The 24557-nt window shown below is 42.1% G+C and carries 30 protein-coding genes, 1 riboswitch and 1 other annotated feature; of the genes, 5 read left to right on the forward strand and 25 right to left on the reverse strand.

The features are described 5' to 3' along the window. Positions 1-2: 2 nt before the first annotated feature. The 3 genes from opp3C to LD028_RS14205 form a co-directional block, all read right to left on the reverse strand. Positions 3-1013 (reverse strand): oligopeptide ABC transporter permease, encoded by a 1011-nt coding sequence (opp3C, locus tag LD028_RS14195; RefSeq protein ID WP_255706985.1) that lies wholly within the window; start codon positions 1011-1013, stop codon positions 3-5. Beyond that, the gene (gene opp3b / locus LD028_RS14200; protein ID WP_237812140.1) at positions 1013-1942 is read right to left on the reverse strand and encodes an oligopeptide ABC transporter permease; all 930 of its coding nucleotides are present in this window, start codon (positions 1940-1942) and stop codon (positions 1013-1015) included. The genes opp3C and opp3b overlap by 1 nt, the downstream gene beginning before the upstream one ends. A 104-nt stretch (positions 1943-2046) precedes the next feature. After that, positions 2047-3693: a peptide ABC transporter substrate-binding protein gene (locus tag LD028_RS14205; RefSeq protein ID WP_237812141.1), complete on the reverse strand. Its 1647-nt coding sequence runs from the start codon at positions 3691-3693 to the stop codon at positions 2047-2049. Between the two features lie 286 nt (positions 3694-3979). Between LD028_RS14205 and LD028_RS14210 the strand changes: the two genes are divergently transcribed. Further along, positions 3980-4309, forward strand: coding sequence for a DUF3899 domain-containing protein (locus LD028_RS14210; protein ID WP_237812142.1), 330 nt, complete (start codon positions 3980-3982; stop codon positions 4307-4309). A gap of 35 nt (positions 4310-4344) precedes the next feature. Next, positions 4345-4572 (forward strand) — a binding site (T-box leader). Between the two features lie 47 nt (positions 4573-4619). Then, entirely contained in the window at positions 4620-5609 is a 990-nt protein-coding gene (gene trpS / locus LD028_RS14215) for a tryptophan--tRNA ligase (RefSeq protein ID WP_237812143.1), read from the forward strand. Between the two features lie 29 nt (positions 5610-5638). Here the strand turns inward: trpS and LD028_RS14220 are convergent, their stop codons facing one another. The 3 genes from LD028_RS14220 to LD028_RS14230 form a co-directional block, all read right to left on the reverse strand. Beyond that, positions 5639-6379 (reverse strand): YjbA family protein, encoded by a 741-nt coding sequence (locus LD028_RS14220; RefSeq protein ID WP_006318835.1) that lies wholly within the window; start codon positions 6377-6379, stop codon positions 5639-5641. Between the two features lie 76 nt (positions 6380-6455). Beyond that, on the reverse strand, positions 6456-6662 hold the full coding sequence (locus tag LD028_RS14225; protein WP_006318836.1) for a YuzI family membrane protein: 207 nt from the start codon (positions 6660-6662) through the stop codon (positions 6456-6458). 54 nt (positions 6663-6716) lie between these two features. Further along, a complete protein-coding gene (locus LD028_RS14230) occupies positions 6717-7439 on the reverse strand; it encodes a DUF2268 domain-containing putative Zn-dependent protease (protein WP_237812144.1) in 723 nt (240 codons plus the stop codon). Positions 7440-7608: 169 nt separating this feature from the next. Here LD028_RS14230 and LD028_RS14235 point away from each other — a divergent pair, with 169 nt between their 5' ends. After that, entirely contained in the window at positions 7609-8970 is a 1362-nt protein-coding gene (locus tag LD028_RS14235) for an IS1182 family transposase (RefSeq protein WP_237812145.1), read from the forward strand. Between the two features lie 219 nt (positions 8971-9189). Here LD028_RS14235 and scpB read toward each other — a convergent pair whose 3' ends face one another. Together scpB and LD028_RS14245 are read right to left on the reverse strand one after the other, a co-directional pair. Then, positions 9190-9777, reverse strand: coding sequence for an SMC-Scp complex subunit ScpB (scpB, locus tag LD028_RS14240; protein WP_080630414.1), 588 nt, complete (start codon positions 9775-9777; stop codon positions 9190-9192). Beyond that, complete coding sequence (locus tag LD028_RS14245; protein ID WP_237812146.1) at positions 9770-10531, reverse strand: segregation/condensation protein A; 762 nt, start codon at positions 10529-10531, stop codon at positions 9770-9772. Before LD028_RS14245 ends, scpB begins: the two co-directional genes overlap by 8 nt. Before the next feature lie 49 nt (positions 10532-10580). Here LD028_RS14245 and LD028_RS14250 point away from each other — a divergent pair, with 49 nt between their 5' ends. Then, positions 10581-11087 (forward strand): DUF309 domain-containing protein, encoded by a 507-nt coding sequence (locus tag LD028_RS14250; protein ID WP_237812147.1) that lies wholly within the window; start codon positions 10581-10583, stop codon positions 11085-11087. A gap of 6 nt (positions 11088-11093) precedes the next feature. On the opposite strand, the gene LD028_RS14255 is transcribed toward LD028_RS14250, so the two are convergent. The 6 genes from LD028_RS14255 to LD028_RS14280 all read right to left on the reverse strand — a co-directional run bounded on the left by LD028_RS14255 (position 11094) and on the right by LD028_RS14280 (position 15780). Beyond that, on the reverse strand, positions 11094-11438 hold the full coding sequence (locus tag LD028_RS14255; protein WP_006318213.1) for a GNAT family N-acetyltransferase: 345 nt from the start codon (positions 11436-11438) through the stop codon (positions 11094-11096). An 82-nt stretch (positions 11439-11520) separates the two neighbouring features. Next, complete coding sequence (gene ribH / locus LD028_RS14260; RefSeq protein WP_237812148.1) at positions 11521-11985, reverse strand: 6,7-dimethyl-8-ribityllumazine synthase; 465 nt, start codon at positions 11983-11985, stop codon at positions 11521-11523. Positions 11986-11997: 12 nt separating this feature from the next. After that, positions 11998-13191, reverse strand: coding sequence for a bifunctional 3,4-dihydroxy-2-butanone-4-phosphate synthase/GTP cyclohydrolase II (locus LD028_RS14265; protein WP_004889735.1), 1194 nt, complete (start codon positions 13189-13191; stop codon positions 11998-12000). 5 nt (positions 13192-13196) lie between these two features. Further along, positions 13197-13835 carry a riboflavin synthase gene (gene ribE / locus LD028_RS14270; protein ID WP_035019552.1) on the reverse strand — a complete coding sequence of 213 codons (639 nt, stop codon included), beginning with the start codon at positions 13833-13835 and terminating at the stop codon, positions 13197-13199. A gap of 5 nt (positions 13836-13840) precedes the next feature. Beyond that, positions 13841-14917 carry a bifunctional diaminohydroxyphosphoribosylaminopyrimidine deaminase/5-amino-6-(5-phosphoribosylamino)uracil reductase RibD gene (ribD, locus tag LD028_RS14275; RefSeq protein ID WP_237812149.1) on the reverse strand — a complete coding sequence of 359 codons (1077 nt, stop codon included), beginning with the start codon at positions 14915-14917 and terminating at the stop codon, positions 13841-13843. A 140-nt stretch (positions 14918-15057) separates the two neighbouring features. Further along, positions 15058-15190: riboswitch (FMN riboswitch) on the reverse strand. Between the two features lie 149 nt (positions 15191-15339). Then, positions 15340-15780, reverse strand: coding sequence for a peptidylprolyl isomerase (locus LD028_RS14280; RefSeq protein ID WP_009373790.1), 441 nt, complete (start codon positions 15778-15780; stop codon positions 15340-15342). 118 nt (positions 15781-15898) lie between these two features. Here LD028_RS14280 and LD028_RS14285 point away from each other — a divergent pair, with 118 nt between their 5' ends. After that, positions 15899-16762: a DUF1002 domain-containing protein gene (locus LD028_RS14285; protein WP_237812150.1), complete on the forward strand. Its 864-nt coding sequence runs from the start codon at positions 15899-15901 to the stop codon at positions 16760-16762. A gap of 25 nt (positions 16763-16787) precedes the next feature. Here the strand turns inward: LD028_RS14285 and lysA are convergent, their stop codons facing one another. The 11 genes from lysA to spoIIAA all read right to left on the reverse strand — a co-directional run bounded on the left by lysA (position 16788) and on the right by spoIIAA (position 24545). Then, positions 16788-18107, reverse strand: coding sequence for a diaminopimelate decarboxylase (gene lysA, locus LD028_RS14290; RefSeq protein ID WP_237812279.1), 1320 nt, complete (start codon positions 18105-18107; stop codon positions 16788-16790). Positions 18108-18175: 68 nt separating this feature from the next. Further along, positions 18176-19645 (reverse strand): spore germination protein, encoded by a 1470-nt coding sequence (locus tag LD028_RS14295; RefSeq protein ID WP_006318204.1) that lies wholly within the window; start codon positions 19643-19645, stop codon positions 18176-18178. Next, positions 19602-20204 carry a stage V sporulation protein SpoVABEA gene (spoVAEA, locus tag LD028_RS14300; protein WP_237812151.1) on the reverse strand — a complete coding sequence of 201 codons (603 nt, stop codon included), beginning with the start codon at positions 20202-20204 and terminating at the stop codon, positions 19602-19604. The genes LD028_RS14295 and spoVAEA overlap by 44 nt, the downstream gene beginning before the upstream one ends. Continuing rightward, entirely contained in the window at positions 20201-20518 is a 318-nt protein-coding gene (locus tag LD028_RS14305) for a SpoVA/SpoVAEb family sporulation membrane protein (protein WP_035019535.1), read from the reverse strand. Before LD028_RS14305 ends, spoVAEA begins: the two co-directional genes overlap by 4 nt. A gap of 2 nt (positions 20519-20520) precedes the next feature. Next, positions 20521-21528 (reverse strand): stage V sporulation protein AD, encoded by a 1008-nt coding sequence (gene spoVAD, locus LD028_RS14310; protein ID WP_237812152.1) that lies wholly within the window; start codon positions 21526-21528, stop codon positions 20521-20523. 11 nt (positions 21529-21539) lie between these two features. After that, positions 21540-21884 (reverse strand): SpoVA/SpoVAEb family sporulation membrane protein, encoded by a 345-nt coding sequence (locus LD028_RS14315; protein WP_006318195.1) that lies wholly within the window; start codon positions 21882-21884, stop codon positions 21540-21542. A 10-nt stretch (positions 21885-21894) separates the two neighbouring features. After that, complete coding sequence (locus tag LD028_RS14320; RefSeq protein WP_275125268.1) at positions 21895-22314, reverse strand: stage V sporulation protein AB; 420 nt, start codon at positions 22312-22314, stop codon at positions 21895-21897. Beyond that, positions 22304-22924 (reverse strand): stage V sporulation protein AA, encoded by a 621-nt coding sequence (locus LD028_RS14325; RefSeq protein WP_237812154.1) that lies wholly within the window; start codon positions 22922-22924, stop codon positions 22304-22306. The genes LD028_RS14320 and LD028_RS14325 overlap by 11 nt, the downstream gene beginning before the upstream one ends. Before the next feature lie 78 nt (positions 22925-23002). Beyond that, positions 23003-23740, reverse strand: coding sequence for an RNA polymerase sporulation sigma factor SigF (gene sigF / locus LD028_RS14330; protein ID WP_237812155.1), 738 nt, complete (start codon positions 23738-23740; stop codon positions 23003-23005). 13 nt (positions 23741-23753) lie between these two features. Continuing rightward, on the reverse strand, positions 23754-24194 hold the full coding sequence (gene spoIIAB, locus LD028_RS14335; RefSeq protein WP_004889709.1) for an anti-sigma F factor: 441 nt from the start codon (positions 24192-24194) through the stop codon (positions 23754-23756). Beyond that, the gene (gene spoIIAA, locus LD028_RS14340; protein ID WP_035018571.1) at positions 24195-24545 is read right to left on the reverse strand and encodes an anti-sigma F factor antagonist; all 351 of its coding nucleotides are present in this window, start codon (positions 24543-24545) and stop codon (positions 24195-24197) included. It lies immediately after the preceding gene. Between the last annotated feature and the right edge of the window lie 12 nt (positions 24546-24557).

The raw sequence follows: 24557 nt of genomic DNA on the forward strand, positions 1-24557 counted from the left end.
CGTTACTTACGCATTTTCGGATCGAGCGCATCGCGTAATCCGTCTGCTAATAAGTTAAAGCTTAAAATGAGCAAGCTGATCACAAACGCTGGAATCATCATTAAATGCGGGAACGTTTGGATCGATTTGTAACCGTCATTAACGAGCGAACCGAGAGACGCTTCCGGTGGACGAATACCAAGTCCGATAAAGCTTAAAAACGCCTCAGTAAAGATCGCACTCGGAATCGTAAACATCGTCGTAATAATAATCGGTCCAACAACGTTCGGTAATAAATGTTTAGCGATAATGCGCGAATCAGATGCACCGAGCGTGCGAGCGGCTAACACGTATTCCATATTTTTTAATTTTAAAATTTGTCCGCGCACGATCCGTGCCATCGTCACCCATCCAGTAATAACCATCGCCATTGTAATCGAAATAATTCCCGGTTCGAACACGAGAATAAATAAGATAACAACGATTAAGTTCGGAATACCAACTAACACTTCAATAATGCGCTGCATGACATTATCGACGCGACCGCCGTAAAATCCTGAAACGCCACCGTAAATAATTCCAATTAACAAATCAATCGCTGCTGCTAATACACCGATGTACAGCGAAATGCGTGCTCCGTACCATGTGCGCGTCCATAAATCACGGCCGAGATCGTCCGTTCCAAACCAATAATATTCTTTTACCCCACGTTTCTCGTACACATCAATGCCGTTCATATCTTTTCCGTTAAACGGAAGCCAATCTATATTTTCTAACACCGGAATGCGCGGTGGTAATTTCGCATGTTTTAAATTTTGTTCTTTATACGTATGATCACTAAATATCGGTGCAAAAATCGCCATAAGTGTAATAGCGATAATCATCACTAATCCGAAAACAGCACCTTTATTTTTTCTTAATCGAATCCAAGCATCTTGTAAAAAAGTTAAGCTTGGGCGATTAATTTTTTCCATATCACCTTGACGTTCTGGTGCTAATTCAAATAACTCAGGAGATAATTGTTTTTCTGTCATTATTTTTTCCCTCCCGCTAAACGAATTCGCGGATCAATTAAACCGTAAAGCAAGTCCACAATAAAAATAACGAGAATAAATAACGCACTATAGAAAATGGTCGTCCCCATAATCACAGGGTAATCGTTTAAATTAATGGAACGAACGAACTGCTCCCCTAATCCAGGAACAGCAAAAATTTGTTCGATAACAAGCGTTCCTGTCATTAAGTTAACAGCCATCGGACCAAGAATTGTAATAATTGGAATCATTGCGTTTCGTAATCCGTGTTTAAAAATAACCCCAAAGCCGCTAATCCCTTTCGCACGCGCGGTTAAAATGTAGTCGGAACCGAGCACTTCTAACATTTCCGTACGCATAAAACGAGCGATGCTTGCAATAACAAACACCGATAATGCTAACGTTGGCATAATCGTGTACTCAAAACCATCCCAAAACGCAACAGGTAGCCACTGTAGTTTTACACCAACATAGTATTGCAGTAAACCACCAAATACGAATGATGGAATAGAAATACCTAATACAGCTAGTACTGTTGCACCATAGTCAAGAGCCGTATTATGACGAACTGCTGCAATGACACCGAGTAAAATACCGACAATTGTTCCAAACACAAGCGCTTGAAAACCAAGTTGTGCAGATGGACCAATACGATCACCAATTAATTGTGTCACTGGGCGATTGTCATATTGGAAAGAAACGCCTAAATCTCCTTTAACTAAGTTACCTAAATAACGAACGTATTGCACTGGCACCGGATCGTTTAATCCATATTTCTCTAAAATAATTTGTTGTTGTTCTGGCGATAACTTCTCTTGATTTTGGAGAGGGGAACCTGGGAGAAGCTTCATTAAAAAGAACGTTGCCGTTGCGATAATGAACAACGTAATTAACATGTAAATAAAACGTTGTAACGTGTATCGTGCCATATTGCACACCTCCTTACAAAATTAAAAACTTTTTGAAATTTCCCGGATTAGCAGGCAAAAGGAGAGTATATGCTTGTCGCACATATACTCTCCTTTCTTTTCGATTACTCGATATATGCCCACTTGTAGCTGTTGTCTGGACCGAATGGATGATCAACGATACCTTTCACGTATTCACGCTCTAGGTATGCCGCACCACGTTGATACATTGGAGCGATGACTGCTTCATCTAACAAGATTTTCTCAGCTTTGACCATCGCATCCCAACGAGCTTGCAAGTCAGAAAGAAGCGTTGTTTTCGCATCTTGTACAAGCTTGTCATACTCAGCATTTGACCAACCTGTTTGGTTGTGCGCACCGTTTGTGACAAACATGTCGATGAATGTCATTGGGTCTTGATAGTCTGGACCCCAACCAGCAAATGATAATTCATATTGCATTTTGCTTTCAAGATCAAGTTTTTGCTTAAATGGTTGTTGCTTAATGTTAACTGTTAAACCAGGTAAGTTTGTTTCAAGTTGCTCTTTTAAGAACTCACCGATTTTCTTCGCGCTTTCAGAGTCGTAGTTTAACAACTCAAGCGTAACTTTGTCTTTGCCAAGCTCTTTTTTCGCTTGTTCCCAATATTTTTTCGCTTCTTCTGCGTTAAATTTCACTAAATCGCCGTTTTCTTCACGGAAGTCTTTTCCGTTCGGACCAGTAACGAATCCTTCTGGAACGAAATAGTTCGCTGCCTTTGAACCGTTATTTAAAATTGTTGCAACCATTGCTTCTTTGTCGAAGCCCATCGCAATCGCTTTACGAGCGTTGACGTTTTTCAACACTTCATTCTTTTGGTTCATGCGAATGAAGAACAATACAGGCTCTGATTTTGTTTTGAAGTTTTTGTCGCTGCTGTACTTATCAACAAACTCTGCGCTTAAACCGACGCGGTCAGCTTTGTTTGTTTCGTATAAGTTTACACCAGTCGCAACGTCTTTCACGATGTTGAAGTTAATTGTTTCAAGTTTTACAGTTTGCGCATCCCAATATTGCTCGTTTTTCTTTAATTGGAAGCTTTGCTCATGTTTCCACTCGCTTAATACGAACGGACCGTTGTAAATTGTTGTATTTGCTTCAAGACCGTATTTGTCCCCTTGCTCTTTTACGTATTTCTCGTTTTGTGGATAGAATGTAGGGAACGCTAATAAGCTTAAGAAATAAGGAATTGGGTTTTTCAATTCAACTTGTAACGTTTTTTCGTCAATTGCTTTGACGCCTAATTGGTCAACAGGCACTTTTCCTGTGTTTACTTCTTCAGCGTTTTTAATGTCGTACATAATGTATGCATACTCAGCACCTGTGTTTGGATCAAGCGCTTTTCTCCATGCATATACGAAATCGTTTGCCGTTACAGGCTCACCATTTGACCATTTCGCATCGCGAAGTTTGAATGTGTATACTTTTCCATCTTCGCTTACTTCATAGCTTTCAGCCATTCCTGGTGTAGGCTCGTTGTTTTCGTCTAAACGATATAGACCTTCAAATACGTTGTTCATGACGCGGAATGACACGCTGTCAGTTGCTAACGTAGAGTCTAAAGAAGGAATTTCTGATGTTTCAAGCAAGTTTAATACTTGCTCTTTTGCTGGTGTTTCCTGTTTCCCTTCATCTGAAGGTTTCGGTTCTTCCGCTTTGTTGCCGCCACATGCTGCTAGCACCATGGAAGCAACAAGAAGAAGAGCGAAAAAGGCAGATAGCTTTTTCTTCATGCGAGTTTCCCCCTCATCTTTTTATTGTATTTATTTCCATCTTCTGATTTATCAGAAGATTTGAAACACAAGGACATTATATAACGAATTAATATATTTGAAAAGATTTTTTTGAAACCTTTTTTAAATTTTCTAACATTTTAAATAAATGCGAGGTTTGTTCACAAATTTGATAAAATCAGCTTGATGACTATTTTATTTGTTTTCTGGACATTTGTAAATAGAAAATTTACACTTTTTTTAGTATAATACTTCACAGCGATTAAGCGTGAAAGGTGGATAGATCGTGAAAAAGGCAGTCATGACAAGCTTTTTCGTATTTTTGATCGCGCTAACGGTTGCACTTTTTTCTGAAACGAAGTGGTTAACATTTATTAATGTTTCTTTTTACATCGCCCAACCACTCGTTATTATTGGCGGATTTCGGTTCATATATGAAAAAGGATTTTTCGATGTCACTATCTCTAGTTTTAAACGATTGTTTCGTTCTCCTGTTGAACGATACATGGCTGATGAACAACGCGACGACGCGTCAAAAAGACAATGGGGAGCGACGCTTTTTTTTGCTGGGCTGGTCGTCACAGGCGCAACGCTCATTTTTTCATACATGAATTGACAATCGAAGTGGAAACTCATATAATGTTTTCAAAAACCGATGCGATGACAAAGAATAGTACATATGACGAGGCGTTCAGAGAGCTTGTGGATGGTGCGAACAAGCCGCTAGTTGTATGGAATGGGCTTTCGAGCATTCAAGCTGAACAAAAAGTAGGCTTGGACGTTTGCCTTACGTTACAAAGGTGCCATGCATGCGCATGGGCAAAGTGATTGTCGCAACGACAATAACTAGGGTGGCACCACGGTTCTATCGTCCCTAAAGATGATAGGACTTTTTTTATTGTTAAAAAACGAAAAGGAGTGATTCGATGAAGACGATTTTTTCAGGTATTCAACCGAGCGGTGTCATTACGCTTGGCAACTATATCGGGGCGATGAAGCAATTTGTTGAATTGCAAGACGATTACAACTGCTACTTTTGTATCGTCGATCAACATGCGATTACCGTTCCGCAAGATCGGCTCGCGCTTCGGAAAAACATTCGCAGTTTAGCGGCCTTTTATTTAGCCGTTGGCATCGATCCGAACAAATCAACGTTGTTTATTCAATCAGAAGTACCTGCGCATGCGCAAGCGGGTTGGATTTTACAATGCATCGCCTACATTGGCGAATTAGAGCGGATGACGCAATTTAAAGATAAATCAGCTGGAAAAGAAGCGGTCAGCGCTGGATTGTTAACGTATCCGCCGCTTATGGCAGCCGACATTTTACTTTACTCGACAGATATCGTTCCTGTCGGTGAAGACCAAAAACAACATATTGAGCTCACACGCGATTTAGCGGAGCGATTTAATAAACGATATGGGGACATTTTCACGATCCCGGAGGCGCGCATTCCGAAAATCGGAGCCCGCATTATGTCGCTTACTGATCCGACGAAAAAAATGAGCAAGTCCGATCCAAACCAAAAATCTTACATTACACTACTTGACGATGCGAAAACGATCGAGAAAAAAGTAAAAAGCGCCGTCACAGACTCAGAAGGCATCATTCGTTACGATAAAGAAAAGAAGCCGGGCGTATCGAACTTATTAACGATTTACTCCATTTTAGCGAACGAACCGATCGAGCGATTAGAAGAACGATATGCTGGAAAAGGGTACGGGGAGTTTAAATCCGATGTCGCTCAAGTTATTATTGACGCATTGACACCAATCCAACAAAAATATTATGAACTTATGGAAAGCTCAAAACTAGATGACATTTTAGACGAAGGAGCAGAAAAAGCAAACCGCGTCGCAAACAAAATGTTAAAGAAAATGGAAAATGCCATCGGGTTAGGAAGAAAAAGACGATAAAAAACTCAGCTCCATAAGGGCTGAGTTTTTTAATTCACTTTCGGTTCTTGTTCCATTTCCCATAGTTTTTCAAAAAACGGTTGTCCTTTTACAAGCCGTTCGCACAAATGAACGTGCCGCTCCGACCATCCATGTTTCGCTTCTTCGTACAAGCCGTTCCACGCTTCTTCAAACGACATTTGTTGAATGTATGCATACTTTTCTGGCGCCCATTCCGTATACCAATAACGCACTTCGGCAACATTCTTCGTTCCGTATAGTTGATCAAGCGCCATAAATAACAGTTGCTTCAATTGCCGCTCTTTGCGCGTTAATCCGCTCATGAGCGCAGGATGAGGCGATAAAATGTGATATTCTTTTTCACTTTGTTGAAACGGATATGTGCGCACTTCTTGTTCTTTCATCATCTCATAAACGAGTTGTTCTTGGCGTGGAATGAGGCGGCTTTTTCGAATCGGAATATGATAGCCAATCGTATCAATGGCGATAATGCCGTAACCGTCTGTGGCGATAAAACAATAATCAAGCTGGATGCGCTCATGATTTTTGCGCACGTACGCTTTTTGATATACGTCTTCAAGCAACGCTTTCGGAATTTCGGCCAAGCTGTTTTCTAAGTAGTGAAACAATGGTGCACTCACTTTCAACACTGGCACTTGATCTAACAGTTCAATCGCATCATCTTTTCTCCACTCATAAAAGTGGCAAACGTTATAGCCGTTTTCTTCTCCTTCAAACCAATTTACCCAAACATCATGAAGATACAACATGCATAACCCCTCACTTCGAACGATTTGTTCACAGTATGGTCAGAGGTCGTTCATTTTATTCCATTTCACCCTAAATTTAACCATCATCACGAAATGGGAAAAAAATGCTTAGCCACGTCATGAATAAGCCAATCGGTAAAAAATAACACTCCACTTTTGTGCTAATAAATAACAAATATTCTTTCCAATCTGAGCGCGATGCCATAATGTTTAAATACGCAATCATCGTCGTCCCACCGATCACCGACATCCCGAACCCAAGCAAATAAAAAAAGAAACGCATACGTTAGCCCCCTTGTCCACTACTATATGTATGAACAAGTGACATAACGATGCGTTACATAAAAAAAATTTGTTCAGATGTCATAGTGAGTAACTCCGTCATCGTCTTTTTCGCTAGCGCTCGTCTCACCACTTCATATCCAACTGCATAACCAAGCATGCGTGGATACAACATTGAGCCGTATAAAAGCGCACGATAACGAGCATCGTCTGGACAAAGAGACAAGTTTGGCACGATCCATTTTTTAGTAAATTGCTCAAGTTGTTCTTTCGTATAATATGTCGTCCATTTGGCGACATATTTGCTTCCAAGCCGCTCCCTCACCGCATGTTCGGCTAATCCTTCCATCACGATGCGATCAAGGAGCGTATAATCGCGTTCGTTTTTCGGATCAGCATGTAAACGACAAACGTGGTTATATTCGTGAATGAGGAGGGCGTAAATATGTTCGTTCGAGACATGAGGAAGTAAAAATAAAAACAGTTGATCGAAAAAAGCGACGCCTGACTTTCCGCCAAATTCATGTTGAAGTGAACGATTTGTGGCATCTGCGGGGAAAATATAAATCGGCACATCCGGGCCGTCCCACTCTTTTCTTAGCTCCATAAACTTTTTAGCGACAAACGCCCATACATTTTTTTCAGCGAGCTGTTTCATGATCTCCTGTTGATTACGCCGTGCCATGCCATGTGCGAATAAATGGCGCTGTACGTCTTCGTTTATTTTTTCACGCCATTTGTCATGTTCAAACCAGTTTTTTGTGTTAATCACTCCCATGATACTCCCCCCTTCGTTATCGCATTGTACGAAAAACGAAAGGAAAATGTGAAAAGGATGAGGAAAGCCTCATCCTTCAGACTGTTGAAAAACGATTTTGTCAAGGACAAAATCGTTTTTCTTTTGTTAATATGTTAAAGGAAAACTATGAAGAAGGAGAGGTAGAAGTATGTACCGTCCTTTCTCCAAGTCAGAATTGAAAAAGAACAGAAAAGCATATGAAAAAATGTACGACAAACGTCATTTACTTGTTCAAATCGATAAAGTGATGGATTGGGATTACGTGTACTCCTTATTAAAACCGTTTTATTCAGAGGACAAAGGTCGTCCATCCCTTGATCCTTTGATGTTAGTAAAAATTTTGATCATTCAATATGTTGAAGGGTTTCGTTCTGTTCGTTTCACTTGTAAACAAATTGACCAACATATCACGTACCGATGGTTTCTAGGTCTTTCCATGGACGATTCTGCTCCATGTCACTCCAGCGTTTCGAAATTTTTGCGCCATCGCGTCAATCCGAAAATATGGGAAGCATTATTTGAATATGTACTCTTACAGATTAAAAAAGAAGGCTTCTTATCCCCAGAAACATGGGCTTCAGATGAAACCGAGTTGAAAGCCAATGCGAACAAACGGAAACGCGTGAAAGTGGTTCGAAAAGTGGTGGAGAAGGAAGATGAGTACGTGTTACAGCTCGTAAATAAAAAGCGCTTACAACACGGCAAAAAAACTTTAGATCCAAAACCACCGAAAGAGGTAGAGAAAGAAGTGATTTGCAGTACCACAGATCCCGATGCAGGGCTATCCGTCAAACATGATCCAAGAGGTTTATTTGCTTACCATGATCATCGGATTGTCGACACACTACACAATTTCATTCTGGATGCCTACGTCACATCGGCAAATGTGCCAGGACATCGTGTGCTCATTGAACGCATCGAGCGAGTCAAACAACGGGTCGGTTATACACCGGAAAATATCGTATTAGACGCAGGCTATTATAATGCACGTCTTGGACGAGAGCTCGAAGACAAAGGGATCCTTGCCTATGTTTCTTATCGCCGATTTCATCGAAAGGAACATTCAAAATGTCGTTCCAGTCAATTCCGTTTAGTGAAGGAAGACGTCTATGTTTGCCCTTGTGGAGTAAAATTTCTCTATTCCACATCTACTCGATCGGGGTATCATGAATACAAACCTGATGTCAAAGGCAGTTGTGCGAATTGCCCTGCGGCGAACGGAAAAGGCGATCGCGTCTTTCGAGTCTCCGTTCATCAAGAGGTTTACCAACAAATGAAAAAACGTCGACTATCTGAAAAAGGGAAAATTTTTCGCCTTGTTCGCCCTGCGACCATTGAACGAAGCTTTGCAGAAAGTAAAGAACTCCACGGACTTCGTTTTGCACGATACCGCGGAGTTCCATACGTACAGATTCAGGTTTGGATCACCGCCATGATCCAAAACCTCAAGAAGTGGACCAAGTTACGATCCCTTCAATCACATGGTATAGATTTAAGTTACCACAAATAAGGAAAAAAGAAAAGAAGAAAAAATTCACGAGGAAAGTGAACTTTTTCTTGACTCCCCACTTTTTCAACACTTTGCAAATAACCCTCTTTGAGAGGGTTATTTCAGACTGTTGAAAAAATGCACTTTGCAAAATTGGATGTAAAATATACGTCTCTACATCGTATTCAACCATTCTTCCAAAAACAAAAATAAAAAGAAGCCCAAAGAAAAAACGAAAACTCATCGTTGTTCGCCCGCTTCTTGCAGTTGTTCGTTAAGGCGTTCGAAAAATAAGTCGGCTTCGCGCTCTTCTTCTTGTTCGTCCCATTCTGGAAGAGGGGGAAGCTCGTCTAACGTTTTTAAACCAAAGTAGTCTAAAAACTCTTTTGTTGTCCCGTATAAGATAGGACGACCTGTTCCTTCTGCACGACCGACTTCTTTAATTAACGCTTTTCCTAATAATGTTTGAAGCGGTTTATCGCTTTTAACACCGCGAATTTGTTCAATTTCTGCGCGGGTAATCGGTTGGCGATAGGCGATGATCGCTAACGTTTCAAGCGCAGCTTGTGACAACGATGACGTCGTTGGTGACTCAACAAGTTTTTGCAAATATGGAGCACATTGTTTTTTCGTCACAAGTTGAAGCGTTCCTGCCATCTCGACGACCATAATGCCACGCTCCGCTACGTCATACATATGCTTTAATTGCTGCACAAGTTCATATACACGTTCTTCTTGAATATCAAGCACATCAGCCAGTTGCTTGTATGTTAATCCTTCTTCTCCGGCAGCAAACAATAGCGCTTCCATTATCGCTAGTTCATTCATATCGATCACCTTTTCGTCGAATATATAAATCAGCAAAATTATTTTCTTGCTCAACAATAATTTCATCTCGCTTAATTAATTCAAGCAAAGCTAAAAACGTCACGACAATTTGCTCGCGATCGTCATACGGAAATAAATCGTAAAAGTTCATTCGCTCTCCATATTTTAATATGTGTAAAATTTCTTCCATCCGTCGTCCAATCGGAATTTCTTGACGCGCTACTTTCGTATGAAGCGGTTTTTGTAGTTTTTTCCGCCTTAACAATTTCGCGAGCGCCCCAAGCATATCATACAAATCAACATCGAGCGCAAGCGGTGCACCGTTTGACGCATAAGCCGTTAAATCGCTCGGTGGCTTCGTAAATAAAAGCGCTCGTTCTTCTTCACGCTCGCGCAACTGTTTGGCAGCTTCTTTAAACTTTTTATACTCGATTAACTGCTGCATGAGTTGCTCACGCGGATCTTCTTCAATAAATAATTCATCGTCCTCCAATGTTTCTTCATGCTTAGGCAACAACATTTTACTTTTCATTTCAATAAGCGTTGCCGCCATTACTAAATATTCGCTTGCGACATCAAGTTGCAATTGTTTCATCGCGTGAATGTAAGCCATATATTGCTCCGTAATTTGTGCCACAGGAATATCATAAATATCAATTTCATAGCGATGAATTAAATGTAGCAATAAATCAAGTGGCCCTTCAAATTGATCTAATTTCACATGATAATGCACATTGATCCCACCTTTATTCATAAGTAATAGTATAATACACGTAAGCATATGAAAAAAGGGGGGCTTTCACTTGTATCCGAAGGCATATATCGAATATTTACTTCACTTCCATGCCACGCGCGATTATTTTGAATGTCATGAAGTGCTAGAAGAACATTGGAAACAAACAGGCGAACATGTATGGGTCGGCTTCATTCAGCTCGCTGTCGGGATGTATCATTATCGCCGAGGAAATATGATCGGAGCAAAACGAATGTTTACAAAAGCATTAAACGCATGCGAAAGAGAAAAGCAAGCATATGAAGCGCTAGGCATACATGTAGAACAACTCATTGCGCTTATTCATACATATGTAGAGCGAATCAATCATGGACAACCGTATGAAAGCACTTGCTTGCCGATCATTGATGCTTCCTTGTTGCATATATGTCAACAACAATGCGATCAAAAAGGGCTTGTATGGGGAGAAAAAAGCGATATGACAAACGAATATACGATTCATAAACATAAGTTGCGTGATCGAAGTGATGTCGTTGCTGAACGTGAGCGACAAAAGCAAAAAAGACAGGGACGTTGATCCCTGTCATTGTTCGCATTTATCCAAAAATGGAGCGGTCATGTCATTGGCACATAACGACTTGTTTGGATACAATTCTTTTAACGCTTTCACCATTTGCTTTCCAATCCCTTGATGACGATGGGACGGATTGACGCTAATATGTTGCACTTCAACCGCATGTTCACGCACAATGGCGCCGATAATGCCAATAAAATCTTCTTCTTCCTTCCATAAAAACAGCTGCCAATCGTCGTTCGTTTCATAGTTTTTCATCGTTTGTTGCAACTGCTTTAAGTCTTTTTCATTTGGCATAAACGACAAAAGACCCATCGCAATTTTCTCATAGTTTTTTCGATAGCGAACTAGCATATGAATCCCTCATTATCGACAAGACTTATTGTTTACTCGCTATTGCTATTATAAACGGTCTTGTCGCTTTTTTAAACATTTTTTAAGAAAATGTGCGCATGACATTCGCCATTTCAATGGCGCTGAGCGCTGCTTCCCATCCTTTATTTCCTGCTTTTGTCCCAGCGCGTTCAATCGCTTGCTCAATCGTATCTGTCGTCAACACGCCAAAAATAACCGGAACACCTGAAGAAAGAGCGGCGTGCGATGTTCCTTTCGCTACTTCATTGCATACGTAATCGTAATGGCTCGTTGCTCCACGAATCACGGCACCGAGGGTAATGACCGCATCGTATTTTTTCGACTCTGCCATTTTTTTTGCGACAAGCGGAATTTCAAATGCACCTGGCACCCACGCGACATCAATATGTTGCTCCTCTACTCCGTGCCGTTTTAATCCATCAAGCGCACCGCCAAGCAATTTGCTTGTAATAAATTCGTTAAATCGCGCAACAACAATGCCTATTTTTAATCCTGTTCCGACTAAATTTCCTTCGTATACGTTCATTTTTTCTCCTCCTTAAAAATGCAACATATGTCCTAGTTTTTCGTATTTTGTGCGCAAATAGCGCTCATTATGGCGTTTGGCTGGCATTTGTAGCGGCACACGCTCTACCACTTCTAAGCCGTATCCTTTCAGTCCGGTAATTTTCCGCGGATTGTTCGTCAACAAACGCATTTTTGTCACACCTAAATCTTTTAAAATTTGCGCCCCAATGCCATAGTCGCGCAAGTCTGGCGCAAAACCTAATTTTTCGTTCGCTTCCACCGTATCGTATCCTTGTTCTTGCAGTTTATAGGCACGCAATTTATTTAACAAGCCGATGCCGCGTCCTTCTTGACGCATATATAACAATACCCCTCGACCTTCTTCTTCAATTTGTGCGAGCGCTGCATGAAGTTGCGGACCGCAATCACAACGATGAGAGCCGAATACATCGCCTGTTAAACATTCAGAATGGACACGTACGAGCACAGGTTCATCTGGGATGATTTCCCCTTTCACGATGGCAATATGTTCTTTCCCATCTAACGTATTTGAATATCCGATCACTTTAAATTCACCAAAGTCCGTTGGCAACGTAATTTCCACTTCGCGTTTGACGAGCTTTTCTTTTCGATTGCGATAAGCGATTAAATCTTTAATCGTAATCATTTTCATATCGAATTGTTCCGCGATTTTCTTTAAATCAGGCACGCGCGCCATTGTTCCGTCATCTTTTATAATTTCGCAAATAACGCCTGCTGGCTTTGCCCCGCAAAGACGGGCTAAATCGACCGCAGCTTCCGTATGTCCGGCGCGACGCAATACCCCACCTTTTTTCGCAACAAGCGGGAAAATATGACCTGGTCGTTTAAAATCGCTTGCTTTCGCTTCAGGGTTGAGCATTTCTTGAATAGTCAACGAGCGTTCAAATGCGCTAATGCCTGTTGTTGTCGCTTTATGGTCAATGCTGACGGTAAACGCTGTACCATGCGCATCTGTATTATGATTAACCATCGGCGCTAAATCGAGCCGATCAGCCAACTCTTCCGTGATGGGCACGCACACAAGACCGCGCCCGTGTGTAATCATAAAGTTAATGACTTCCGGCGTTGCTTTTTCCGCAAGCGCTACAAAATCCCCTTCATTTTCACGATCTTCATCATCGCAAACGATAATAATTTTTCCTTGCATTAAATCGTAAATCGCTTCTTCAATCGTATGAAACATGGCGCTCACTCCTTATATCCGTGCTCTTGTAAAAATTGCATCGTCAATCCTTCACGCTTTCCACCAACGAACTGTTCAACATATTTTCCAATGATGTCACATTCAATATTGACAATATCGCCAACTTTTTTTGCTCCTAAAATCGTCGCTTCACGCGTATGGGGAATGAGCGAAATTGTAAACGTTCGGTCCGTTAAACCGAAAATCGTTAAGCTTGTGCCATCGACAGCAACAGAGCCTTTTAAAATCATATATTTACGTAAATGGCTTGGCACCTCAATATCATAATAAACAGCGTTTGCGACAGGCTGCTTACGAACGATGCGTCCAATGCCGTCGACATGCCCCGAAACGAAGTGCCCACCAAAACGACCGTTTGCTGCCATTGCGCGCTCTAAATTGACTTTCGCTCCTACTGTAAGCGTTCGAAGCGATGTTGCTCGCACCGTTTCAGGCATGACATCGACAGTAAACAAGCGATCTGTAAATGACGTCACAGTTAAACAAACGCCATTGACAGCAATGCTGTCACCGAGCTGCACGTCTTGTAACACTTTTTGTGCCCCGATCGTGAAGACGATCGCTTCCCCTGTTTGTTTCATTTGTTGAATCGTGCCGATTTCTTCAATAATTCCTGTAAACATCGCGATCATCCTTTAGCAACGATTTTTATATCTGGTCCGATCCTTTCGACATGTTTCACTTGTAAACGAAGCGCATCCATCATTCGTCCAAACCCTTCTCCACCAATGGCAGAAGGAGCTTCATTCCCCCCAATCAACATCGGTGCGATATACGCAATCACTTGTTGAACGGAATGAGAATGTAGAAAACTACCGTGCACATGCGCTCCACCTTCAACAAATATGGACATGACGTTCCGTTTGCCAAGTTCATGTAAAAGTGATGGAATATCAATTTTATTTTCATTCATACGAATGATGTGTACGCCGGCATGTTCGTATGGCTTCATTTGCTCCTCTGTCACATGTTGGCCGACGACGATCCATGTTGGCACCTTTTGATCTGTGACAACATTCGCGTGAAGCGGTGTACGTAAATGTGTATCGAGAACGATTCGGATTGGTTGCTTTCCTTCATACCCAAAACGAACGGTTAAGCTTGGATCATCTGCTAAAATTGTGCCGACACCAACAACGATCGCATCGTGCATACGTCGCTCGCGATGCACGTCACGCCGCGCATCTTCCGACGTAATCCACTTGCTTTCGCCCGTTTTTGTTGCAATTTTCCCATCTAAGCTCATCGCATACTTTAACGTCACATACGGCGTTTTCGTTGAAATATAATGAAAAAACATTTCGTTTAACGCATCCGCCTCTTCTTTCAACACTCCGACGGTGACGTCAATTCCTGCTCGCTTTAATTTTTCAATGCCTTTTCCTGCCACGAGCGGATTTGGGTCCGTCGTCGCCACAACGACGCGCTTCACCTTTTTTTCAATTAACAAATCAGCACAAGGGGGCGTTTTTCCGTAATGGCTGCATGGTTCAAGCGTCACATAAACGGTTGCTCCTTCCGCTTTCTCGCCCGCCATGCGCAAAGCGTGTACTTCTGCATGTGGCTCTCCTGCTTTTAAGTGTGCACCAAAGCCGACAATTTCACCATGTTTTACAACAACAGCCCCAACAAGCGGGTTCGGTGACGTTTGTCCGCGAGCTGATTGCGCTAATTGTAATGCGAAACGCATATATTGTTCGTCCATCTCGCACCACCTTTCTTTATAAAAGATAAAAACCCTAGGAACGACGTCCTAGGGCAAGATGTATGTAAAGATCGCCTTTTTTGCATAGCAAAAATAACCCATCGCCAAGCTTATTTTTTCAATAAGTGACGTGAGTTTTGGCAATCCTTCTCCCATCCAGACTATACTGTCGGCTCCGGAATCGCACCGGATCATGCCTTAACGGCTCGCGGGCTGAGAAACATCTGTTTCATTACCGCCGGTCGGGAATTTCACCCTGCCCCGAAGGATGCGTTTATTCCATTTTTATTCATTATAGCACAATAAAACGAAATGTCTATTACTTTGCAATAAACAGCCAATACATTGCTCCCCAAACGAAACCAACGAGTAAAAGGATGAAAAATAATACCCAGTTTTTTTTCATCGCTTCATCGTCCCTTTTATTGTTCGTCCCACACCTTTACTTCTTTCATGACATCACCATTTTTCATCGCCTTTACAACATCCATTCCAGCGGTGACTTGACCGAATACAGTATGCACACCATCTAAATGCGGCTGCGGCTCATGGCAAATGAAAAACTGGCAACTTCCTGTATCACGTCCGCGATGCGCCATCGATATCGCACCTTCGATATGTTTATGCGGATTGTTATCTGTTTCACACGGAATCGTATAACCTGCATCACCTGTTCCGTTTCCAATCGGACAGCCACCTTGACTTACAAATCGCTTAATGACGCGATGAAACGTCAGCCCGTTATAAAATCCTTCATTCGCTAGTTTTTCAAAATTCGCAACCGTTGTTGGCGCTTCATTTGGGAATAGTTCAAACTCCACTTTTCCGCCGTTTTCCATTAAGATATATCCTTTTTTCTTCATGAAACTTTTCCACCTTTCTATCGTAAAAACAAACGTAACTTCATTTTACTATATTTCGCTTCTATGTTCACGCAAATGTTTGTACAATAGTATGGAAGATGTTGAAGGAGGTTATGAAATGAAGAAGTGGTTTACGATATTTATTTTATTGTTGTTTATGATCCCATCGGTTAGTTTCGCTGATGCGATTGAAGGGGACGTCATTATTACGCTGGGGGAAAATTTAACAGAACAGCAAAAACAACAAATATTAAAAGAAATGAATGCGCCAGACAACGCTGAAATCATTACGGTTACAAATGAAGAAGAGCATAAATATCTCGGCGGCATTATTCCAAAAGGACAAATTGGGACGAAGGCTATTTCATCCTCAAAAATTACGATTGGGGCACCTGGTTCGGGGTTGCAAGTCGAAACGAATAACATTAACTGGGTAACAAAAGAGATGTATATGAATGCGCTCATTACTGCTGGAGTAAAAGATGCAGTCATTTACATTACTGCACCGTTTCCTGTATCGGGAACAGCTGCGTTAACAGGGTTAATGAAAGCGTACGAACTTTCATCAAATGAAGCGATCCCGGATGAAGTGAAAAAAGTAGCGAACGAGGAAATGGTGAAAACAGCACAGCTTGGCGAATCAATTGGAAACGATAAAGCGGTCGCGTTGCTTGCGAAAATTAAAGAAGAAATAGCGAAAAATCCACCGCAAACAGATGCAGATATGCGTGCGCTCATTGAGCGGATCGCTCAAGAGCTTGGCATTACGTTAACAGAAGACGAAATAAACAGTTTGCTTTCTTTATTTAACAAAATGAAAAATGTGAACATCGACTGGAATCAAGTGAACGAACAGCTTGCTCAAGCGAAAGACAAGCTATCTGCTTTTTTACAAACAGAAGAAGGTCGAACATTTATTCAGCGCATTGTTGATATTTTACGAGAAATATGGAACGCCCTTCGCGGAGCATTTGGGGCATAAGAAATAACCGAGGTTGTCGCCTCGGTTATTTTTTTACTTTCGTCTTAAGTGGCAAATCGAGTCTAATTAAATCTTCATACGTTTCACGCTTCACAACAAGCTGTGCTTCACCGTCTTCAACAAATACGACCGCCGGACGCGGAATGCGATTGTAGTTATTTGCCATCGCATAGCCGTAAGCTCCCGTACAAAAAACAGCTAAATAATCGCCCGGTTGCGCTTTCGGAAGCGGTAAATCCCAAATGAGCATATCGCCTGACTCACAACATTTCCCTGCAATCGCCACGACCTCTTCACAATGTTCATGCATCCGATTCGCTAGCACTGCTTCATATTTCGCTTCATATAGCGCAGGTCGAATGTTGTCGCTCATTCCCCCATCTACCGCAACATATTGACGAACGTTTGGCACCTCTTTACGCGAGCCAATCGTATAAATCGTTGTTCCAGCATCACCGACAAGCGAACGCCCCGGCTCAATCCAAATTTCTGGGAATGGTAAATGAAATGAGGCTACGTTCCGTTTCACTTCTTCAATAATTTGTTCGACGTACTGTTCCGGTGCGAGCGGATCATCTTCTTTCGTGTACCGAATGCCAAAACCGCCGCCAAGATTGACAACTTGCGCAGTGAAATGATGCGTATCACGCCATATAGCAAGCTTTTCAAATAATTTTTTCGTCGCAAGGACAAAACCTGTCGCATCAAAAATTTGCGAACCGATATGACAATGAATGCCAAGCACATGAATATAGGAAGAAGCGAGCGCACGCTGTAACGCTTCATCTGCTTGTCCGTTATGCAAATCAAATCCAAATTTTGAATCTTCTTGCCCTGTTAAAATATAGTCGTGCGTATGGGCCTCAATGCCTGGCGTGACACGTAATAAAATCGGCATCGTATATTTATGAGTGCGACAAAGTTGTTGCAACATCTCTAACTCATAAAAATTATCGACGACAACACAACCGATTTTTGCTTCAATCGCCATTTGTAACTCTTCTTCACTTTTATTGTTGCCGTGAAAATGAATGCGTTCGACCGGAAATCCAGCAGCTAACGCGGTGTACAGCTCACCGCCCGAGACGACATCGAGAGATAATCCTTCTTGTTCCATTAATTGTACGATCGCTATTGTCGAAAACGCTTTGCTTGCATACGCGACTTGCGCACGTACACGATGTTTATCAAACATACGCTTAAACGCCCGAGCACGCTCGCGAATAAGGGCAACATCATAAATGTAGAGTGGGGTTCCGTATAGATGAGCTAAGTCAATCGTATCTACGCCGCCAATTTCTAAATGACCCCGTTCGTTTATTCCCATCGTTCCGTGCATAATTATACATCCTCCTGATGATTCCGAAATAATTAAAGAAAACGTACCATAAATTTTGGTACGTTTCAACCTTTTTATGTCGATTGTTTTTGTTTATTTTGCGGATGTACGATGCTTGGGCGAATCGATGAACCAGCCACAGATCGTCGTACAATAATTTGCATAAATGCCCCGGGATCAAAGGGAATAAACGGCCATAAATATGGAGTATTCAACGAGCGAATGTTCGCAAGGAAAAGTAAAAACACCGTAACGCCAATCATAAATCCTGGGACGCCAAACAACGCAATGACCACTAAAAATAAAAGACGGAAAATTTTATTTGCAATGCTTAGTTCATAGCTCGGTGTCGCAAAAGAACCGATCGCAGCAATAGACACATATAAAATCACTTCCGGCACAAACAGCCCGACGTCAATAGCGATTTGTCCAATTAACGCCGCCGCAATTAAGCCCATCGCTGTCGATAGCGGTGTTGGCGTATGGATTGCAGCCATTCGCAAAAACTCAATACCAATATCAGCAATGAGAAGTTGCACAAAAATCGGGATATTTGTTTTTTCATTCGGACCGATATATGATAATTTTTCTGGCAATAACGACGGGTCAAGGACAAATACAAACCAAAGCGGGAGTAAGAAAAGTGAAGCAAAGATACCTAAAAACCGCACCCATCGTACGAACGTTCCTACAGCTGGCGATTGCCGATATTCTTCCGCATGTTGAACGTGATGGAAATACGTCGTTGGTGTAATAATAACGCTTGGCGACGTATCAACCATAATAATCACATGCCCTTCTAACAAATGAGTCGCTGCAACGTCAGGTCTTTCTGTATAACGAACGAGCGGATACGGGTTGTATCCTTGTTTCACTAAAAATTCTTCAATTGTTTTATCTGCCATCGTTAACCCATCAATTTTAATTTCGTTTAATTCCTTCTTAATGAGTTCAACAAGCCCCGGATCGGCGACATCTTGAATATAGGCGATACAAATGTCCGTTTTTGAACGCTCACCCACTTGCATCATCTCAAAGCGAAGCCGCTCATCACGAATGCGTCGGCGAGTGAGTGCTGTATTGACGACAATATTTTCTACATACCCATCGCGCGCCCCGCGCACCACTTTTTCTGTATCTGGTTCCTCAGGAGAACGTCCTGGATAACTGCGGACATCAACAGCAAACGCTTTCGTCTCTCCATCAATAAACAATAAAATTAAACCCGTCAACAAAAAGTCGACCGCCTCATCTAAACTTTTTACTGGATTCACTTGTTGATGAACGAGACGGTTTTCAATAATTTCAGGCAACTTTACTGATTGTCTCTCGCGATCGTTCACTTGAACAAGCATTTCAAGTAACTCGATAATATATTGTGTATCACAAAGACCGTTACAATAATATAAATGAACATCTGTTTTTAAAATGTTTAGTTTACGGACACCTAAATCGAAGCTCGTGCCAACCCCGATCGCATCTTTGAAAAATTGCTCGTTTTCATTCAACTTCGGAGAAATCGGTGTGTAACTTTCTGTTTTCATCACGTTTACTCCTTTCAAGAATATATTCAATCGCTTTGCGTGTAATCGGGCAACCGTGGCGAATATCATCACGACGTCTCATTTTTCCAATATCTCCAATTCCAACAACAATCGGGATAGATAATTCATCTAAACAATATACTGTATCACCATTCACTCGACCGAATTCCCACTCAGCAATTCCTTCTTTATCGACACCGTATGTTGTGAAGTTCCCATCATAATCGATGCAAATATTTACTTTCGTCCACTCTTGATTGTTCGTATCAGACGCCACCGCTATCGCTCCGAGCACATCAATTTGTTCATGTGTTGCAACATAGCGAAGCGCTTGTTCTCCCGCCCCTTCACCGATAATGCCACTATCATCAAACATGACAAAAACAGGGTCATACGGCGTTTGCAAAATAAGTTCAACAAGCTGTTTTCCTGTCAACCGCGACGGGTTGCCTTGCGATTGGCTAATGCAACGAGCGCCAAATTGTTTTGCGAGCTTCTCGAGTGCACGTTGCACATGTTGATCTCCGTCTGTCACTAAAATAACTTTCCTTTTTTTCATTTCATCCGTCCTCTCGGCTTACAAACAACAGCGGTCACCCAAGCTATAGCGATCGGAAAAGAAAGAAAAAAAACGATATTTGTAAAGTCCCCTGTTTTCACCGCTTGTATACAAGAAGCACCAACGTGAACAAGCGTCATCTCGATCCCCGCATGCGCCAGTGATTGCATAGGGTCGTATAAACTTGTTGCTTCGAGCGCCACGCCAATAAGCAAAAATATTGTCACTAGGCGAGTGAGTGACCATTTTATAAGCAATAATTGCCCGATAAGCGATAACATACCGCCAATGATAAATGCGTATACGTACTCCATTTTTACGTCACCGCTTCAATCGCAATCGCATGAGCGATCGCCGGAATCGTTTGATTTTGCTTCATCATCGTACTATTAAATAATGCTCCTGTCGCAACAACGAGCATCGTCTTTATTTTTCTCTCTCTCATTTTCTCAAGAAAATAACTGTACGTTACAACAGCACAACATGCACATCCGCTTCCACCTGCAAATGCTTGTTGTTCCGTATCGTAAATAAGCACACCACAGTCATCGTATCTCCCACTTAAGTTCATGCCTGCATCATAGCATAACGACTTTAATTCACTACTCCCAACTTTTCCTAAATCCCCTGTGATAATCACATCATACGCTTCGATCGAAAGCCCACAGTCTATCAAATGTTGCCTAATCGTTGCAAATGCTGCTGGTGCCATCGCTCGTCCCATATCGAGCGGATCCGTCACACCGCTATCGATCACGCGTCCGATCGTTGCCGTGCGAATCCGAAATGGCGAACGTGTCGTACTTAATAGCGCTGCTGCTCCTCCTGTTACAGTCCACGATGCGCTTTCCCCCTTTTGAACGCCAATTGTCGTCGGGAAACGAAATTGACGTTCCGCTGCACCATAGTGACTGCTTGTTGCAACTAGCACACGATGGGCAAATGCACCATCAATGAACGTACTAGCCACAAGCATGGCTTCCGTCATCGTTGAACAAGCGCTAAATACACCTAAAAATGGAATATGTAATTCACTTGCAACATAATTCGCGGTGACCGTTTGATTCAGTAAATCCCCCGCGATAAATAAATCGACATCGTGCGCTTGTACTTTTCCTTTCGTTAAACAAATCATAATCGCTTCTTTCATAAGTCGCCGTTCCGCGAGCTCCCAACTTTGTTCACCGCAATATAAATCGTCGTAAGCACGATCAAATGATGAGCCGAGCGGACCTTCACGCTCTTTCGGTCCAACGACGGTACCGCTCGATTCGATGTAAATGTTTTTCTCAAATACAATCGTTTGCTCTCCTATTTTTTTCATCGAACCCCCCCTTACAAAAACAACGCTGCAACGTATGATGCGACAACTAATGTGACAATGACACTCCCGCCAACAGAAAGCATATGTTCTGCTACTCCCTCATTGCGATACTCAAGAGCGCTAGCACTCCATATGTTTGCTAGACTCATCATCGGTACAATCATTCCCGCCCCTGCAAATTGTGTCAATCGGCGATAAAATCGGATTGGCGTAAATATCGCAGCACATACCATCAACGTCCCGTTCATCCAGCGAACGGCTTCCGCTTCACCCATATGAAACAATATGATGTACATATCGCGAAGCGCTTGGGCAACGACCGCAATGAATCCACCGACTAAAAAAGCTTTCAACATACGCCTCCTCCTAGCGATCAACGAAATATATCCAATGGAAAAGAGAGCCCGCGACTTTACCAAACACCATCGCCATGAGTAACATGACAATTTGCTCATCGATACCAAGCCGTTTTGCTAAAATCGGAAACACATTTAACACTTCCGTTAATGCCGCAGCAAGCATGCCGACGAACACACCGCTCAATAAACCGATGACACTTGTCACAATTGGCGGAAAAGAAAGCAACGGATCGCGCAAGCTAATCCAACAGCTCACTATTGTGCCAAGCACGACCCCCCATTCATACGTCGCAATCCATTTCATCGTTTTTGTGAGTTGGGTCAAGCGTGGAATAACACCGAGAACAGTTAAAAATGCGACAAAACCAGAACCGACAGCTAGCCCTCCTGCCAATCCAACAAAAGCTACAACGAACTCACGAATCATCATCCATTCGCCTCATCGCCTCTTTATTTTCATGCATAATGACATATTGATCGAGCGATTGTTGGTATTGAAACATCTCAACTTCAAGTGGGCTCGGTTCTTCGTTAATTCGCTTTTTAAAAAAGTGATTAAAAAATAAAATCATGCCAAGTCCAAGCCCGAGTGAATACGGAATTTGAAACCATAACGGTTTTTCTACTTCTTTCCCTGTAATTACCCGATACAGCCGTTGTTGTACTTGCTGCATGCTCACATCTTCGTGAAAGTTCATAATCGCAAGACCGGAGCCAATGAATAGAAGAAGCCATACGATTGGGACGTACAAATACCCCCATCGCTTTTTCTCATAAACGACTTCAACGATCGTTTGCGACGGTCCAAGTGATTGAATATCGTCTTGAGGAACAACGTTCATTAACGCTTTCATCACATGCATCACATCGATAATGACAATGTTGCGATCTTTTTTCTGCACCGTATAAATAGGAGTTTGTACAATATCATCGATTCGTTTTGTTGCGACAACTTGTGCCACATCCCCTACCCGAATCGTTGCATTTGGCTTCACTTGAATACGATGACGCATTTTCAAAAAAACCGTTTCTTTCATACTGACACCTTGCTTCCATCGTTGTACTAGTAGTATGAGATATGATCGCTATGTATATGCATAAAAGCCCGAACGGACTTATTCATCCATTCGGGCTTTCATTTGTTGCAATATTTTCTTCTCTAAACGAGACACTTGTACTTGAGAGATGCCTAATCTAGCTGCCACTTCTGATTGGGTTTGGTCTTTATAATAGCGCAAGTAGACGATGAGTCGCTCTCGTTCATCTAGCTCTTCCATTGCCTTTTTTAATGCGATTTTGTCAAACCAAATGTCTTGCTCGTCCGCAATTTGATCGAGCAACGTAATCGGATCACCGTCGTTTTCGTACACCGTTTCATGAATGGACGTCGGTGAACGGACAGCTTCTTGAGCTAGCACAACATCCTCGGGTGAAATTTGCAAAAACTGTGCAATTTCATTCACCGTTGGGACGCGACCGTTTTGTTTCGACAATTCGTCTTTTGCCTTTCTAATTTTATTGCCAATTTCTTTTAATGAACGGCTCACTTTGACGGACCCATCATCGCGAATGAATCGTTGAATTTCCCCAAGAATCATCGGTACCGCATACGTTGAAAATTTGACGTCGTAAGATAAATCAAATTTATCGACCGATTTCATTAAACCGATGCAACCGATTTGAAACAAATCTTCAGGCTCGTATCCGCGGTTTAAAAACCGCTGCACAACCGACCAAACAAGCCGCATATTTTTTTCAATAATCTCATCGCGCGCTTGCTGGTCACCTTGCTGGCTCCTCCGAATCAATTCTTTGATCTCATGGTCTTTGACAGCTTGTACCTCGACATCCATAGGCACGTCTCCCTTAATTACATAGCGCTTTGCTTTTCGTTAAATGCTTAATCAGCTCCACCGTTGTTCCTTCATTCACTTTTGAGTAAATGTTTACTTCATCCATGAAATTTTCCATAATCGTAAACCCCATGCCAGAACGCTCGAGCTCTGGCTTTGTCGTAAATAACGGCTGTCGCGCTTCTTCCACATTTTCAATCCCTTTTCCGTGGTCGCGAATCGTTAAATGAACCGTATGTCCTTCAATGATGACAGAAATGTAGACAACGCCGCTTGGATCATTTTCGTAGCCGTGAATAATCGCATTTGTTACAGCTTCGGATACGACTGTTTTAATTTCAGTTAACTCATCGAGCGTCGGATCGAGTTGCGCAACAAACGCTGCAACCGTCACACGAGCAAACGATTCATTTTGGCTGAGGGCGGAAAACTGAAGGTGCATTTCATTTCTCATTTACGCCACCCCCAACGTTTGTAATGCGTACTGTTCATTCACTTCTAAACGAATAATTTTAAACAACCCTGACATATCAAATAAACGCTTAATGGAAGGAGAAACGGAACAAACAACCATCTCCCCACCCATGCGTTGTATTTGTTTATATCTTCCTAAAATAACACCTAATCCTGAACTATCCATAAACGTTAACTCATTTAAGTTTAAAACGATTGCTTTTATTCGTTCTCGTTCTAATACATCCGTAATTTCTGCACGCAACTGTTCTGCTGTATGATGATCGAGCTCTCCAGCTAATCGTACGAGCAATACATGTTGTTTCACTTCTAATTGAATCGATAAACTCACGATCATTTCCTC

It is taken from the genome of Anoxybacillus sp. LAT27 (assembly GCF_022030075.1).
Taxonomy (GTDB): Bacteria; Bacillota; Bacilli; order Bacillales; family Anoxybacillaceae; genus Anoxybacillus; species Anoxybacillus kestanbolensis.